Source organism: Amycolatopsis sp. NPDC043885 (genome assembly GCF_056435685.1).
In genome coordinates, this window is the sequence record NZ_JBWKEA010000021.1 from 148,881 (window position 1) to 163,593 (window position 14,713).

Consider the following 14,713-nt stretch of genomic DNA (forward strand, 5'->3'; position numbering starts at 1 on the left):
CCGTTGTCTGCCACTACTTCCCTGGCCGTGCGCCGATTCGCTCCCGAAATCGTCTCGGGACCGCCTGTGCTGCTGGTGCACGGATTCGCCTCCGACGGGCACACCGACTGGATCACCACCGGGTGGCCGGCCGCGCTCACCGCCGCGGGACACGAGGTGCTCATACCCGACCTTCCCGCGCACGGCTCCAGCCCGGCCCCCTCGGGATCGCTGGGTGCCGTCGCGATCACTTCGGAACTCACCCGGCTGCTCGCAGGACTGTCCGAAGTGGACGTTGTCGGCTATTCACTGGGCGCGCGGCTGGCCTGGGAACTGCCCGCACAGGCTCCCGTCCGGCGGCTCGTGTTAGCCGGCGTGAGCCCTTTCGAGCCCTTCGGCGCCGTCGATGTCGCGGCCGCGCTGGCTTTCGCCGGTGGTGGCAAGGCTCCGTCGGATCCGCTGACGGGGATGATCGCTCAGATGATCACCGCGCCGGGGCGGAATCCGGCCGCGCTCGCGCGGTGCGTCGAAGACCTGCGGGCGGAGCCTTTCGCGCCGGTTTCCGGTGCTGTCTCCGTGCCTACCCGCTTTGTGGCGGGCGTGGAGGATCCGGTGAGCCAAGGCATCGAGACGTTGGTGGAGCTGGTGCCGGGATCCTCGCTGGTGCGGGTACCCGGGGACCACGGTGGGGCGCTGAGGAGCCCGGAGTTCAAGGCGGCCGTGCTGGAATTCCTGGGCTGAGGTCTCCCGCTCTCCGCGTGTGTCAGGAAAGGGTCGTGTAGGACATCTTTTGTCCTGAACGACCCTTTCCTGACATCCGGAAGGCGGCTCCGGAAGCGTTGCGGAACCCACCTTCGCAACGCTTCCCGAGGCTCGACCGACGCCATGAAAGGTCCTTTCCTTGCAAATTTTGCAAGGAAAGGACCTTTCATGGCGCTCTCGCCCGGCTCACGCCACCGAGGTTCGGGTCCGGTGCTCTCACTGCTGCGATGAAGGACGCTTTCATAGCAAATTTTGCCATGAAAGCGTCCTTCATCGCAGCCGCGAAAGGCGTTCAGAAGGTCCCATCGGCGGCGACCGAGCGGTCCAGCCAGAGATCCTCCAGGGCCGCCCGCACCTCAGCACCCCGGGAAGCAGCCAGCGCGACAGCGCTCAGGTTGTCCTCCAGCTGAGCCATCCGGCTCACGCCGAACAGCACGTTCGCCACCGGCGTGTACGCGAGGCAGAACGCGAGAGCCAGCTGCGAAGGACTCACCCCGAAGTCCCCGGCAACAGCGGCGACGCGCGTGGCGGCGGCACGGATCGACTCGCGGATCCCGCCCGGGTCGGCGCCGATCTTCCGCGACGGAGTCTTGCCGAGCAGCACGCCACCCTCGAACACGTCGGACGCCTGCAACGTCAACCGTCCCGCCTCGAAATGCGCGCCGTAGAAAGGACCTTCCGCCATCGAACGCCGCACGACGCTGTACTTCAGCTGAGCGAACCGCGGTGCCGGAAGCCCTTCGCGGGAAGCGAAGTCCAGTGCCCGGTCGAGGTCCGCGGCCTGCCAGTTGTTCACGCCCCAGACGTCGAAGCGGCCGAGCCGGATCTGTTCGGCCACCTCGGTGACGATCCGCGGGATGTCCGGGCGCTCGAAATAGTCGCCGACCACGACGGCCTCCGCACGCTCGACGCCGACACGGTCGAACGAGGTCGCGAGCTGCTCGGCGAAACCGGTGTTCGGGTAGTCCCAGAGCCAGAGTTTCCCGCACAGCTGATACTCGTCGCGCTTGATACCGGCGGCACGGACGGCCTCGCCGAAGAGGAGGTCCGTGCGCGATTGCTCGGAATGCGGCCCCATGTTGTAGTGAGCCACGTCGAAGAGCGTGATCCCGGAGTCGATCGCGTACCGGAGCAGGCGCACCGCGTCGTCGAAATCCATGCGGTCCCAGGTGTTCCAGGATCCCAGGCTCAGCGCCGAAGTGGCGAAGCCGAGTCCGTTCTGCTTCTCGTCCACGAGATTTCCTTTCGCTGGTAACGGAAACCAGTTTTAGTCTACGATTGTAGAATGAACAAGAGACTTGTTGTGGTGACCGGCGGTGCCAGTGGCATCGGCCGCGGAGTCGCCGAAGCCTTCCAGTCCGCGGGTGACCGCGTGGTCATCGCCGACGTCGATGTCCGCGCCGCGCACGACCTGGCCGGAGAACTCGGCGCGGAGCACGTCGAACTCGACATCTCCGACCCCGGATCGGTCGACGCCGCGCTGGCGCTGGTCACCGATCGGTTCGGCCCGGTGGAGGTCCTGGTCAACAACGCCGGCCTCGCCGGGGGCGGCGGGCCGTTGGTGGGCTTGGACATCGGCGTCTTCGACCTCTGCATGCGGGTGAACTTCCGCGGCACCTTCCTGATGACGCGCGCGGTCGGCGCGCACATGCTGGAAGCGGGTACCCGGGGCGCCATCGTGAACATCACCTCCATCGGCGCCCGGCAGCCGACCCCGGGACTCGGCCACTACGAGGCCACCAAGGCAGCCGTCGAGGCCCTCACCCGCTCGGCCGCGCTCGAACTGGCACCGCACGGCATCCGCGTCAACGCCGTCGCGCCCGGCCCGGTACTCACTCCGATGACCGCCGGGTTCGCTTCGGACACCGCTGCCCGCGCGGCATGGGAAGCGAGGATTCCCCTGGGAACCATCGCTTCCGTCGCCGACGTGGTGCCGTCAGTCCTGTTCCTCGCCTCCGCCGACGCCGGCCATCTCACCGGGGTGAGCCTCCAGGTCGACGGCGGGCAGCTGCTCACCTGAGTACACGACGCGGCCGCCGGACACGGTGAGTTCGACACCGACGTCCGGCAGGTCCGCGAATCCGACCTCAAGCGGGTTCGCCTCCAGCACACAGAAGTCCGCGACGCGGCCCACGGTCAGCGATCCCTTCCAATCCGCCGCACCGTCCTGCTCGGCGGCCGCGACCGTGTAGCAGCGCAGTAACCGGGCCATCAGCCCGGCGTCCACTTCGGACGCTTCCAGCATCCGGGCGGCCGCCGCGATGTGCACCCGCCAATCGGGGGTCACCACCGGCGCGTCGCTGCTCAAGGTCAGCGGGACCCCCGAGGCCAGCATTTCCGCCAATGGCCAGGCACGAGCACCGACCTCGGCACCGAGTGCGTCCGTCAGCATTCCCCGCATGGCCACCGCGATAGCGGGCTGCGTGGTCAGGCCGACGCCCGCCGAAGCCATTCGCGCGAGCTGATCCACCGTCACCAGATCGCCGTGCACCAGGTGGTCGCCACGGCGAAGCGAGCCGAGCGCGGCCTCGATGCTGCGGTCCCCCGTGGCGTGCACGGCCACCGTCATCCCGGCGTCGTGGGCGAGACGGATCATCGCGGTCAGATTGCCCGCACGGCCAGGATCGTCGTCGCCGTCGACGAGCAGCGCTCCGTGCGAACCGTCCGCGTAGCAGTGATGCGTCCACGCGGAGCGCATCGGCGGAATTCCGTCGGCGAAGATCTTCACGCCGGGCACGTTGAGCCACAACGGATTCGCGGCCGGCGCCGGAACCGCCAGCCCGCGCCGGAAGTTCGCCAGCGAACTGGCGCCGTCGAGCAGTCCGAACAACCTCAGCGCGGTCACCCTCGCGCGCAGGAGCCCGTCATCGGCCAGCGTCGCGTACTCCTCCAGCACCTCGGCGCTGAAACACCCGGTCTCGCCGGGCCCCAGGCCGGGTTCGGTGTAGCTCGTGATGCCCAGCGACGCGCACAGGTCACCCGCACGCAGGATGGCGGCTCGCCGTTCGACCGCGGAACGCACCGTTTTCTCTTCTCCACCAGCGAATCCGGCGCCGCCGATGAGCGTGTCCGGCCACCGCGCACCGAGCCAGGTCGCATGCAGATGGGAATCGTTGATACCGGGGAGGACCGTTCTCCCCGCCAGGTCGATCACCTCGGTCTCCGGGCCGATGTGGTCCAGCGCGACATCGCCGAGGGCGACGATCCGGCCGTCACGCACGGCCATCGCCCGCACGACGGTGCCGGCCGGGTCGAAGGTGAGCACAGGACCGCCGCGAACCACGAGTGAAGCGGGACGAATACGGTGCGACGGCATGGTTTCCTCCAGGATCTGGACTTTTTCTCCTACGACTGTAGACTAAAAAGATGGTCAACAGAACCGAAGCGGCGGTGCTCACCGAACACGGCTCCGCGCTCACCTTGCGGGAACTACCGCTGCCCGGGGAGCCGGAACCGGGCGCCGCGCTGGTCCGGATCACCTGCACCACCCTGTGCGGCACCGACGTGCACCTCTGGTCCGGCCAGATGACCTTCCCCGGCATGCTCCCGATGGTGCTGGGCCACGAAATGGTCGGCGAGGTGGTGGCCGTCGGACCGGGGACCACCGACACGCTCGGCCGCGAGATCACCGAGGGCGACCGCATCGGCTGGTCCGAGTCGACCTGTGGAAAGTGTTACGGCTGCACGATCTTGCGTGAACCGGTCGCGTGCGATAGACGCGGATACGGGTTCCTCCAGCGTTCCGACGTCTTCCCGTACGCCACCGGCGGGCTCGTGCGGTACTGCTACGTGACTCCCGGCGCGGCGAAGCTTCTCCTGCCCGGCGACGTCAAGGACACTTGGGCCTCGATGTCGGGCTGCGCGGGCAAAACCGTGCTGCGAGCCGTCTCGCGATCGGGCGGGATCCGTCCGGGGGCGACCGTCGTGGTCCAGGGCGCGGGCGCACTGGGCGTGTTCGCCACCGCGGTCGCGCGGATCTCCGGCGCGGGCGACGTGATTACCATCGGCGGTCCCGCCGATCGGCTGAAGATCGCCGAGCGTTTCGGGGCCACAGCGACGATCCCGGTCGACGGCAGCGCCGAAGACCGCGTCGAGCGAGTCAAGGAACTCACCGGCGGCCGGGGCGCCGACCACGTCTTCGACTTCGCCGGCGGGCCGACCATCGGCGAAGAGGCCGTCGCCTTCGCCGCCCAGCGCGGGACCATCGCGATCGTCGGCTCCACCGGTCCCGCGCCCTCTCCCGTGGCGCTGGGCACTGTGATGGGCAAAGAACTCACGGTCGTCGGGTCGCTCAACGGCGACATCGCCGACTACCACGGCTCGGTGGACTTCTTCCGCACGTTCGCCGATCGGCTGCCGTGGGACGAACTCTTCAGCGCGCCCGTCGGTCTTTCCCAAGCTTCGCAGAGTGTCGAGTCGATGTCGCGGCTCGGTGAACTCAAAGCCGTCATCGACCCCCGCCTGCCGTGATTTCCGCCCGTGAACCCGCGACCGCGATCGACGTCGGCAGGGCGGGGCCTTCGGCCGGGGCGGGTTCACGCGTACGCCGGTTTCCCGAACACACCCCAGCTCCGCCACCCCAGCCCTAGGAGAACCCATGTCCGTCATCCCCCAGCGCCGGATCGGCCGCGACGGCCCGCTCACCGGCGTGCTCTCGCTCGGTTCCTGGCACACCTACGACCGGATGGACTTTCGCGAGGCGGTCAACCTGGTCCGCACCGCGGTCGATTCCGGGATCACGCTCTTCGACGTCGGTGTCTACGGTTTCCCCGGCGCCGCACCGGTTTTCACCGACGTGCTGTTCTCCGCCATGGTCCGCGCGGCCGGGATCCGCCGGGAGGACTACCTGTTCTCGGCCAAGCTCTGGCTGGAGGGCTATCCGGAGCACAACCTCCGTGGCCAGCTGGACAACGCGCTGTTCCGCGCGGGCGTCGAGCACGCCGATCTGGTGGTGCTGGGCGATCTCCGTCGCGACGACACCGATCTGCACCGGTTGGTGCTGGATCTGAACGAGCTCCGCGAGGCCGGGCTCATCCGGCAGTGGGGCGTCAACAACTGGTCCGCCGGCACGATCCAGGCCCTGCACGATTTCGCCGCGGCCAAGAACGTGCCCGGTCCCGCGATCGCGCAGCTGAAGTACAGCGTCGCACGACGGTCCATTCCGGACGGTGATCCCTTCAAGAAGGTCTTCGGCGAAATCGGGGTCACGCTCCAGTCGTCGGATATCTTCGAAGGCGGGATCCTGCTGGGCAAGAACAGCGGAGCGCGCCAGGTCGGCCGCGACCCCGGCGACATCCGCGAGCGCATCGCCGCCTCCGCCCCGGAACTGGCGAAGATCGCGGCCGGGCTGGACGCGACACCCGCTCAGCTGTGTCTCGCGTTCACCCTCACCCATCCGGCCAACACGACCACGCTCTTCGGCGCGACGAGCACCCAGCAGCTCAAGGACAACCTGGGCGCCGTCGACCTCGTCGAGCGCGTGGGCGCGGAGCAGCTCCGCGAACTCGTCGAGCCGTATTGGGCCGACCGGGGCGTCGTCGATCCGGAGGGACCGTGACGGCCTTCGATCCCGAACTCGCCGAAGCCCTGAGCGGGCTGCCTTCCGGACCGCCACTGGGCGCCGAATCGCTGGCGGAGATCCGGCGGGTGATGGCCGACGGGAACCTGAGTTGCGCCGAGGCGATCGGCGACCGGGATCTCGTCTGGGAGGACCGGCGGGTCCCCGGCACCGCCGTGGTCGTCACGGTCGTCAAGCCGAGGGACGCCAAGGACGCGCCGGGGTTCTACAACATCCACGGCGGCGGGATGGTGCTGGACGACCGGTTCGCCGACCTGCCCAGAATGGTCTCGCTGGTCGAGGAGTTCGGCTTCGTCGCGGTGACCGTGGACTACCGGCTCGCTCCCGAACATCCGCATCCGGCGCCGATCGAAGACTGCTACGCGGGCTTGACGTGGATGGTCGAGCACGCGGGCGAACTCGGCTTCGACCCGGGACGGCTGATCGTGGGCGGCGGCAGCGCCGGAGGCGGGCTCAGCGCGGGTATCGCCTTGCTCGCCAGGGATCGCGGTGGACCTGCGCTCGCCGGTCAGCTCCTGCTGTGCCCGATGATCGACAGCCGCAACGATTCGGCGTCCACAGTGGAATTCGCCGAACGCGGGGTGTGGGGCCGGGCGGCCAACGAGTTCGGCTGGCGATCCCTCCTGAATGGACAGACGTCGCCATACGCCGTTCCGGCCACGGCGACCGATCTCACCGGTCTCCCGCCCGCCTTCATCGAGGTCGGCGCGGCCGAGATCTTCCGCGACGAGGACGTCGGGTACGCGCGGCGGCTCTGGCAGGCGGGCGTGCCCACCGAACTGCATGTCTGGGCGGGCGCGTACCACGGCTTCGACCGGATCGCCCCGGACAGCGAGGTGACCCGGGCCGCGCTAGCCGCCCGGGCCTCCTGGCTGCGCCGCACTATCGGCCGAGCATGAACCGGGCGGCCTGCTCGCCGACCAGCACCGCCGGCGCGTTGGTGTTGCCCGTGGTCACCCGGGGCAGCACCGACGCGTCGGCGATCCGGAGCCCGCGGATCCCGTGCACGGCGAGCTCCGGGTCGACCACGGAGTCGGCGTCGGTGCCCATCCGGCAGGTCCCGACCTGGTGGTGGTAGGTGATCGCGGTCCGCCGGACGTACTCGCGGACATCGGTGTCCGGCCCCGGGTACAGCTCGCGGGCGCCCCAGTCGTCGGCCAGCGCGGACGCGTGGCCGATCTCCCGGCACTGCTCGACCGACGCGACCAGGCTCTCGAAGTCGGCCGGATCCTCCAGCGCGGCCAGGTCGATCAGCGGCTCGTCGAGCGGGCTCGGCCCCGAAAGCCGGAGACTGCCCCGGCTGCGTGGCGTGACCATGCCCGCCATCAGCGAGAACCCGGTCTCCGGACCGGTCATCCACGACTCGTACATCGGCACGCTGAAGTGGATCGGCTGGGTGTCGGGCACCTCCAGACCAGGGCGGCTGCGCCAGAACAGATGGGTCTGCGTGACCGAGCGGCCGGGCGCGGGCGGATCGACCTGACGGCGATCGGTCGCGAAGATGACCGGCGAGAGCAGATGGTCGTGCAGGTTCTTCCCGACGCCCGGCAGGTCCGCGACGACGTCGATACCGTGCACCTCCAGCTCGTCGACCGGGCCGATCCCACTGCGCAGCAGGATCGCCGGGGACGCCAGCGCGCCGGCGGCGAGCACGACCTCGTCGGCGAAGACCTTGCGCAGTTCGCCGTCGACCTCGGCGAGCACGCCGGTCACCTTGTCGCCCTCGATGAGCAACCGGTGCACGAGCGCTCCCGTGTGGACGGTCATCCGCTCGGCCGCGGGCCGGCCGTAGGCGAGCCAGGTGTTGAGCCGTTCGCCATCGCGCGTGGTGACGCGTTGCACCGACACGCCGTCGAGCTCGTCGCCGTTGTAATCCGGATTGAACGGCAGGCCGACCTGCACCGCCGCGTCCACAATGGACTGCTGGATCGGATGCAACGGCTCGTTCGGTACGACGTCGAGCAGATCCTTCTCGATCCGCTCGAACACCGGGCGCACGTCGTCCCACCGCCAGCCCAGCAGGTCCCAGCCGTCGTAGTCGGCCGGGGCGCCGCGCACCCAGATCATCGCGTTGAGCGAATGCGACCCGCCGAGCACCTTGCCGCGTGGCAGGTGCAGCCGCCGGTTCGCCGCGTGCGGCTGCGGGACGGTGTAGTAGTCCCAGTCCTCCGGGCCGTGCCACAGCTCTCCGGCCCGCGAAGGGTCGTGAATGGCCGGATTGGTGTCCGGCCCGCCCGCTTCGAGCAGGGTGACCCACGCCCCGGAATCGGCCAGTCTCCTGGCGACCACCGAACCGGCCGAACCCGCTCCCACCACGATGACGTCCATGTCCCCACCCTCGCAAGGCGCGACGACGTCCGGCGGATTCGTTTCGCTGGCAGACAATCGGCATGCCCTGGCGGGCAAGACCGGAGACCTCGTGGCGCCCGATACTCGATCACACACCGGTCGAGGAGGAGCTAGCCATGGCCACACGCCTGTTCATCGACGGACAGTGGACCGCCGCGGGAGGCGGGTCGCTGCCGACGTACGATCCGGCCACCGGCCAGGTGATCGAGGAGGTCGGCACCGCGTCGGCCGCCGACGTCGACGCCGCCGTCGGTGCCGCACGGAAGGCATTTAACGACCCCGCATGGGCGGGACTGCTGCCGGTTCAACGCGCGGCGCTGCTGTTCAAGCTGGCGTCGCTGGTCGACGAGCACCACGAGGAGCTGGCCGCGCTCGAGACACGCGACCAGGGCCAGCCGATCGGCATCTCACGCCAGGTCAGCGTCACCGGCGCGGCGGAGCACCTCAGGTACTTCGCGGGCTGGGTGACCAAGATCCAGGGCACCACCAACCCGGTGTCCTTCCCGGACACGCTGCACTACACCCGCCGCGAGCCGGTCGGGGTGAACGCGCTGATCACGCCGTGGAACTTCCCGCTGATGATCCTGGTGTGGAAGCTCGCGCCCGCACTGGCCACCGGCAACACCGTGGTGATCAAGCCCAGTGAGGTCACCCCGCTGACCAGCATCCGCCTGGTGGAGCTCGTGCACGAGGCCGGGTTCCCGCCGGGGGTGGTCAACCTGGTCACCGGTGACGGCGCGGTGGGCGCGCTCCTGAGCAGGCACGACGACGTCGACCACCTGTCCTACACCGGGTCCACCGCGGTCGGGAAACTGATCACGGCGGCGAGCGCGGAGTCGAACCTCAAGCGCCTCACCCTCGAACTCGGCGGCAAGGCACCCAGCATCATCGCCGACGACGCGGACATCGACGCCGCCGTCGCGGGCAACCTCGCGGGCGCGACGCTGAACAGCGGGCAGGTCTGCGCCGCGTACACCCGGTTCTTCGTGGACCGCAAACGCGAACAGGAGTTCGTCGCGAAGCTGGCCGCCGGGCTCGAAGACCTCAAGATCGGTCCGGGGCTGGACGAATCCACCCAGCTCGGCCCGCTCGTGTCCGCGAAGCACCGTGAGCATGTGGACTTCCTCGTCTCGACCGGGAACGAGCAGGGTGCGGAACTGGTCACCGGCGGCAAGCCCGTCGACCGCGACGGCTACTTCTACTCTCCCACGTTGTTCGCCGGCGTCGCCGACGACATGACGATCATGCGTGAGGAGATCTTCGGCCCGGTCCTCGCCGTCACCGCCTACGACGATCCGGACGAACTGCTCGCACGGGCGAACGACACCGAATACGGGCTCGCGGCGACCGTGTGGACCCGCGATCTGGGCGTCGCGCAGCGGTTCGCCAACGGTATCCGGGCGGGCGCCGTGTTCGTCAACATGCCGTCGATCCCCGACATGGCGGCACCTTGGGGCGGCTACAAGGCTTCCGGCTGGGGCCGCGAGATGGGGCCGTGGGCGATCGACGCGTACACCGAGATCAAATCCGTCTGGCTGCACTACTCGTGACCACGGGCGACGCGGTCAACTCGACCACGATGAGCAAGTCGCAGATCGCCTACCACTGGATCAAGGCGAGGATCGACGACGGCACCTTCTCCCCCGGTTACCGCCTCGTGTTCGGGCAGATCGCGCAGGAACTCGGGGTCAGCACCGTGCCCGTGCGCGAGGCTGTCCGGCGGCTGGAGGCCGAGGGCCTGGTGACCTACGAGCACAACGTCGGCGCGCAGGTCGCGATGGCGGACGAGAGCGACTACCAGCACACCATGCAGACGCTCGCGCTGGTCGAGGGCTACGCCGCCGCGCTCGCGGCGCCGTCCTTGCCCGGCGAGGCGCTCGACGAGGCCAAGGCACTCAACGCGGAACTGACCGCCTGCCTGGACAACTTCGAGCCGTCGCGATTCACCGCGCTGAACCGCGACTTCCACCGCGTCCTGTTCGGCACCTGCCCCAATCCGCAGGTACTCGATCTGGTGAACCGCGGCTGGAACCGGTTGGCCGGGCTGCGCACGTCGACGTTCAGCTTCGTCCCCGGCCGCGCGCACGAATCCGTGCAGGAGCACCGGAAGATCCTCGACCTGTTCGATCGGAACGCGCCGGCCGGGGAGATCGAACTGGCTGTGCGCGAACACCGGTTGACCACCCTGGAGACGTTCCTGGCCTGGCGGCACCCTTAGCTTGCGTGGGTCGTGAGTGGCGATTCGGGCTAGAACCCGAATCGCCACTCACGACCACGCCCTAGCGGCTGCGGAAAAGCGTAGAAGCGCACGGAAAGTTCCTTCTCCCCCTCCACCGGACGACGACGGCGTAGGCAGTACCGCGTGATCAGTTCGCGGTACTCCGCGTCCAGCTCACGGAACTCCTCCTCGGTCAGCCTCGTCGAGGTCCGTTGGGCCGTCGCCCAGGGGCCGAACTCCTCGCGATGCGCCGCGGCCCAGGACAGCAGGGCGACCTCGTTCGCGTACTTCGCGTCGAGGAAGGCCGCGACCCGTTCCCTATCCGCGCCGTCGTAGTCCTCCGGCTTCGGCTCTCGTAGGTCTTGCGGGATCGCGATCCAGTTCCCTTTCCGGTGACGGCGGACGAAACCGTTGTCCCGCAGAGTGTTCAGGCATTCGGTGACTTCGGCGCGCTCCAGCCCCGTCCGGCGCGCGACCGTCCGCGTGTCGCCGGGAAGCTCACGCGTCACCCGCTGGTATCGCGGGTCCTCCCGCATCGCGATGTCCCGCAAGGTGACCGATCGCCGCGGCAGCGCGTCGCTCAACAACCGGCGCGCGGTGAAGGCCAGCACCACGGCGACCGGGATCTCGACGAAGACGGCGAGCGCGACACTGGTCCACCGTTCGGCCGACGTCCAGCCGAGCATGACGTCGAACCACGCGTCGCAGCACAACATCGCGGCCGTGGCCGACAGCAGTGGCACGGCCGCCCGGCGGCGGCGCGTCCCCAGCCACGCGCCGGCCGCGAAGCAGAGCAGAAGTGCGACGTCGAATCCGACCCAGGCCGCGCGCCACTGGCCGGTGTCGTACCGGTCGGGCAGGGTTTGCGCGAGGTAGACGGTCCAGGGCACGAGCAAGACCGCCGCGCCGGCGAGCACCGTCAGGAGTATCCGTCGGATCATGATCACGACGCTAGAAGCGGGCGGCGGTCCCGGCATCCGGGATTCTCCCTGGTCCGGGCTCCGGGTCCGCCGACCTCGAATCCCGCGGGAACTCGACCGGCAGGGAGCCGCCGGCGGTGCCGCGCGGGCAGGCCGCCCCAATCGACGTTGCTGTGGCTTTCGCGACACGCCGTGCTTGCCTCATCCCCTCGTGAGCCGTCCTGGCCGCCCACGAGGACTTGAGTCTCCACCCACTGGAGCCTTTACCGTCGCTCCCATGACGATCACCGTTCTCGACACCTACCCCGCGATGCGAGCGATCCTGCGCGCGCCGCGGGCGGACCGCGCCGCGATGCTCAAGGCGATGGTCGAGCCCGCCGCCGGGATGTACCGCTACTTCCCCGGCGACGTGGATCTCGTCGCGATGCACGCGATGGGTTCCGGGTTCCCGCTCGACCGCGACGAGGAACGCTGCCTGGAGGCACTCGAAGCACTCCACGAGGCGGACGCCTGGAACCGGATCCAGCGGGCGCTCGACGACGCCGTCACCGCTCAGCTCGCCGCGACGCCCGGACTGACGGTCCCCGACGTCACCGTCCTCACCGTGCTGGGTGATCCCGGCGACGAGCACTTCATGGGCCCGAATCTGGGGATGACGGCGAACGGGAGTGTGCCCGGCTACATCCACCTCAACTTCTGGCCGTATCCGGAGAACCTGGCGCGGCTGGAAGCCACGGCCGTCCACGAGTTGAACCACAACCTGCGCTACAGCCCCGGCGGGGTGATCTGGGACCCGGCGACGGTCACCGTCGGCGAGCAGATCGTGTCCGAGGGCCTGGCCGACGCGTTCGCCCGCCAGCTGTACGGCGACGAACTCGGCTACGCCCGCATCGGTGTGCCGCATCTGCACGACGACGCCGTGTTCGCGAAGGTCGTCTCCGGGCTGGAGATCACCGGCATGCGGAACTTCACGGCGTGGGTGCACGGCGACGAGACCGCCGCCCGTTACGGCGCCACACCCGTCGGCCTGCCGACCGGCGCCGGGTACGCGGCCGGCAACCGGCTCGTCGACGCCTATCTGGCCGCGACGGGCCGGACCGCCGCGGAGGCCCTGCTGGCGGACCGCCGCGACGTCATCGACACCGCCCTCGGCTAGGACTCGCGGCGCCTCGACCGGATCGTGAGTGCCACCAGCGCGCCACCGACGAGCAGCAGGAACAGGCCGGAGACCAGCAGGCCCCGGACCTCGCTGCCGGTCGAGGCCAGCGGGCCGCCGTCGGACGGCCCGCCGCCCGGCGCGGTCCCGCCCGGCTGCCCGGGCGTGGTGGTCAGCGTGACGCCGGGGCCCGGGGTCGTGGTCGAAGTGCTGCTGCTGGTGGTGGTGGTCGGCGCGGTGCTGCTCAAGCTCGACGACGGCCTGGAGCTGCTGCTCGTCGGGCTCGACGACGTCGCGCTGCTGGAGGAACTGCTCGATGTCGAGCTGGTGCTCGTCGGGCTCGACGACGTGGTCGTGGTCGAGGTCGGCGTCGTCGAGGTGGGCGCCGTCGACGTCGAAGTCACCGAAGTCGGGCTGGTCGACGTGGCGCTCGTCGGTGTCGAGCTGGTCGGTGTCGAGCTGGTCGGTGTCGAGCTACTGGTCGTGGTGGTGCTGCTGCTCGTGGTGGTCGAGCTGCTGCTCGTCGGCGAACTGCTCGACGACGAAGAAGAAGACGTGGAGGTGCTGGGCGTCGTGGTCGGCGTGCTGCCGCATTCGGGCAGGTCGCCGTTGAACGGGTAGGCGTGGAACTCCTGCCCGCCACCGCCGGTCGCCTCGGAGGTGTGCACCAGCGAGCCCGTGGTGAAGAAACGGCCGTTCATCCCGGAGGCGGTGACGGTCGCGGTGCTCCCCGGCTCACCGATCAGCACACTCCCCTGGAACTGGGCGCCTCCGGCGATCTTCACTCCGGTGGCGTCCGGGAAGTTCCACAGCAGCCGCTCGCGCAGCTTGTTCAGCGGATCCTGGTCGTTGAGGTCGCCGGTGTAGGTGTTGATCGTCCGGGCGGCTCCCACCATGTTGACCAGAATCGTCGCCCCGGCCGGGATGCCCTCGAACTCGATCCCCTGCATGCCACCGGTGGCGCCGGTCAGGTCGAAGTCCACGGTGAACACCTGCAGCGCGGATTTCCCGTCCCCGGTGAACAGGGTGCGGTATCCCTGGTTGACCGCCGTGCCCGTGGCCGGACGCGGCGTGGTGCCTTCCCGTGCGTAGCACTTGCTCGCCACTCGGAGTTCCTCGCGCAGGCCCAGATAGGGTTTCGCCGCGTCGGGGTCCTTTTCGAGCTTGCCGGTCACCGTCCCGGTGACGGTTCCCGCGTGCCGGACGACGCCGCCGTCGGCGAGCAGCCGCTGGTCCGCCGCGACACTGACGTTCCCGCCGGTGGTCAGGAAGTCGGCGCCGTCCGATGGCGGGACACGCGAACCGACACCGGCGATGCCGACGTTGTAGACGGAGGACGCGCCCGCTCGTTTCGCCATGTCGAAATCACCGAGGACGACGACCCGCCCTTCGGCTTCCGCGGCGGCTTCCCGTACCTGGAATTCGCCGCCGACATAGACATTGATGCCGTCGTCCCGGCCCGCGTAATCCTCGTTGTTCACCGGTGGGTACACATCGGGACAGGCCGGCCCGACGCACGGTCCCAGACCGCCCGGTAAAGGGGCGGCGACCGCGCCGTCGGTGACCACGAGCGCCGCCACGCACACCGCGGCGGCGGCACCGGCAGAAAGAGAGGCGAATCGCCTTGCACGCATGCGGCGATTCTTGTGCCCATCGACCGTGCGAACACAATCGGAATGCGGAAATACCCCCGACCGGGCGAGGCGGGTAACCCACCCCATTCGTGGACGTCCAGCGTTGTCCAGACAAGG

The 14,713-nt window shown here is 69.3% G+C and carries 13 protein-coding genes; 8 read left to right on the forward strand and 5 right to left on the reverse strand.

Annotated features, from left to right (window positions below; genetic code table 11):
- Positions 1–66 precede the first annotated feature (66 nt).
- A complete protein-coding gene (locus AC069I_RS38485) occupies positions 67–720 on the forward strand; it encodes an alpha/beta fold hydrolase (RefSeq protein WP_478267563.1) in 654 nt (217 codons plus the stop codon).
- 313 nt (positions 721–1,033) lie between these two features.
- Here AC069I_RS38485 and AC069I_RS38490 read toward each other — a convergent pair whose 3' ends face one another.
- Positions 1,034–1,975 carry an aldo/keto reductase gene (locus tag AC069I_RS38490; protein ID WP_478267550.1) on the reverse strand — a complete coding sequence of 314 codons (942 nt, stop codon included), beginning with the start codon at positions 1,973–1,975 and terminating at the stop codon, positions 1,034–1,036.
- 69 nt (positions 1,976–2,044) lie between these two features.
- On the opposite strand from AC069I_RS38490, the gene AC069I_RS38495 reads away from it, so the two are divergent.
- Complete coding sequence (locus AC069I_RS38495) at positions 2,045–2,761, forward strand: SDR family NAD(P)-dependent oxidoreductase (RefSeq protein ID WP_125678827.1); 717 nt, start codon at positions 2,045–2,047, stop codon at positions 2,759–2,761.
- On the opposite strand, the gene AC069I_RS38500 is transcribed toward AC069I_RS38495, so the two are convergent.
- Positions 2,678–4,057 (reverse strand): amidohydrolase, encoded by a 1,380-nt coding sequence (locus AC069I_RS38500; protein ID WP_478267551.1) that lies wholly within the window; start codon positions 4,055–4,057, stop codon positions 2,678–2,680. The two genes, AC069I_RS38495 and AC069I_RS38500, sit on opposite strands and share 84 nt — an antisense overlap.
- 50 nt (positions 4,058–4,107) lie before the next feature.
- Here AC069I_RS38500 and AC069I_RS38505 point away from each other — a divergent pair, with 50 nt between their 5' ends.
- The 3 genes from AC069I_RS38505 to AC069I_RS38515 all read left to right on the forward strand — a co-directional run bounded on the left by AC069I_RS38505 (position 4,108) and on the right by AC069I_RS38515 (position 7,218).
- On the forward strand, positions 4,108–5,211 hold the full coding sequence (locus AC069I_RS38505; protein WP_478230402.1) for a zinc-binding dehydrogenase: 1,104 nt from the start codon (positions 4,108–4,110) through the stop codon (positions 5,209–5,211).
- 127 nt (positions 5,212–5,338) lie between these two features.
- Complete coding sequence (locus tag AC069I_RS38510; RefSeq protein ID WP_478267552.1) at positions 5,339–6,298, forward strand: aldo/keto reductase; 960 nt, start codon at positions 5,339–5,341, stop codon at positions 6,296–6,298.
- Positions 6,295–7,218 carry an alpha/beta hydrolase gene (locus AC069I_RS38515; protein ID WP_478230400.1) on the forward strand — a complete coding sequence of 308 codons (924 nt, stop codon included), beginning with the start codon at positions 6,295–6,297 and terminating at the stop codon, positions 7,216–7,218. Before AC069I_RS38510 ends, AC069I_RS38515 begins: the two co-directional genes overlap by 4 nt.
- Here the strand turns inward: AC069I_RS38515 and AC069I_RS38520 are convergent.
- The gene (locus tag AC069I_RS38520) at positions 7,202–8,647 is read right to left on the reverse strand and encodes a GMC family oxidoreductase (protein ID WP_478267553.1); all 1,446 of its coding nucleotides are present in this window, start codon (positions 8,645–8,647) and stop codon (positions 7,202–7,204) included. The two genes, AC069I_RS38515 and AC069I_RS38520, sit on opposite strands and share 17 nt — an antisense overlap.
- Positions 8,648–8,784: 137 nt before the next feature.
- On the opposite strand from AC069I_RS38520, the gene AC069I_RS38525 reads away from it, so the two are divergent.
- Both AC069I_RS38525 and AC069I_RS38530 read left to right on the forward strand, forming a co-directional pair.
- Positions 8,785–10,218 carry an aldehyde dehydrogenase family protein gene (locus tag AC069I_RS38525; protein WP_478267554.1) on the forward strand — a complete coding sequence of 478 codons (1,434 nt, stop codon included), beginning with the start codon at positions 8,785–8,787 and terminating at the stop codon, positions 10,216–10,218.
- Positions 10,215–10,886, forward strand: coding sequence for a GntR family transcriptional regulator (locus tag AC069I_RS38530; RefSeq protein ID WP_478230397.1), 672 nt, complete (start codon positions 10,215–10,217; stop codon positions 10,884–10,886). The genes AC069I_RS38525 and AC069I_RS38530 overlap by 4 nt, the downstream gene beginning before the upstream one ends.
- A gap of 29 nt (positions 10,887–10,915) precedes the next feature.
- On the opposite strand, the gene AC069I_RS38535 is transcribed toward AC069I_RS38530, so the two are convergent.
- Entirely contained in the window at positions 10,916–11,827 is a 912-nt protein-coding gene (locus tag AC069I_RS38535) for a hypothetical protein (protein WP_478267555.1), read from the reverse strand.
- A gap of 256 nt (positions 11,828–12,083) precedes the next feature.
- Between AC069I_RS38535 and AC069I_RS38540 the strand changes: the two genes are divergently transcribed.
- Positions 12,084–12,962, forward strand: coding sequence for a DUF2268 domain-containing putative Zn-dependent protease (locus AC069I_RS38540; protein ID WP_478230395.1), 879 nt, complete (start codon positions 12,084–12,086; stop codon positions 12,960–12,962).
- Here the strand turns inward: AC069I_RS38540 and AC069I_RS38545 are convergent.
- Positions 12,959–14,596: a choice-of-anchor A family protein gene (locus AC069I_RS38545; protein WP_478267556.1), complete on the reverse strand. Its 1,638-nt coding sequence runs from the start codon at positions 14,594–14,596 to the stop codon at positions 12,959–12,961. The two genes, AC069I_RS38540 and AC069I_RS38545, sit on opposite strands and share 4 nt — an antisense overlap.
- Between the last annotated feature and the right edge of the window lie 117 nt (positions 14,597–14,713).

What these genes read in the sequence shown, in the direction of transcription:
- AC069I_RS38500 (WP_478267551.1), bottom strand. Translation starts at nt 4,057, where the DNA reads ATGCCGTCGCACCGTATTCGTCCCGCTTCACTCGTGGTTCGCGGCGGT.
- AC069I_RS38505 (WP_478230402.1), top strand. Translation starts at nt 4,108, where the DNA reads ATGGTCAACAGAACCGAAGCGGCGGTGCTCACCGAACACGGCTCCGCG.
- AC069I_RS38510 (WP_478267552.1), top strand. Translation starts at nt 5,339, where the DNA reads ATGTCCGTCATCCCCCAGCGCCGGATCGGCCGCGACGGCCCGCTCACC.
- AC069I_RS38520 (WP_478267553.1), bottom strand. Translation starts at nt 8,647, where the DNA reads ATGGACGTCATCGTGGTGGGAGCGGGTTCGGCCGGTTCGGTGGTCGCC.
- AC069I_RS38525 (WP_478267554.1), top strand. Translation starts at nt 8,785, where the DNA reads ATGGCCACACGCCTGTTCATCGACGGACAGTGGACCGCCGCGGGAGGC.
- AC069I_RS38535 (WP_478267555.1), bottom strand. Translation starts at nt 11,827, where the DNA reads ATGATCCGACGGATACTCCTGACGGTGCTCGCCGGCGCGGCGGTCTTG.
- AC069I_RS38540 (WP_478230395.1), top strand. Translation starts at nt 12,084, where the DNA reads ATGACGATCACCGTTCTCGACACCTACCCCGCGATGCGAGCGATCCTG.
- AC069I_RS38545 (WP_478267556.1), bottom strand. Translation starts at nt 14,596, where the DNA reads ATGCGTGCAAGGCGATTCGCCTCTCTTTCTGCCGGTGCCGCCGCCGCG.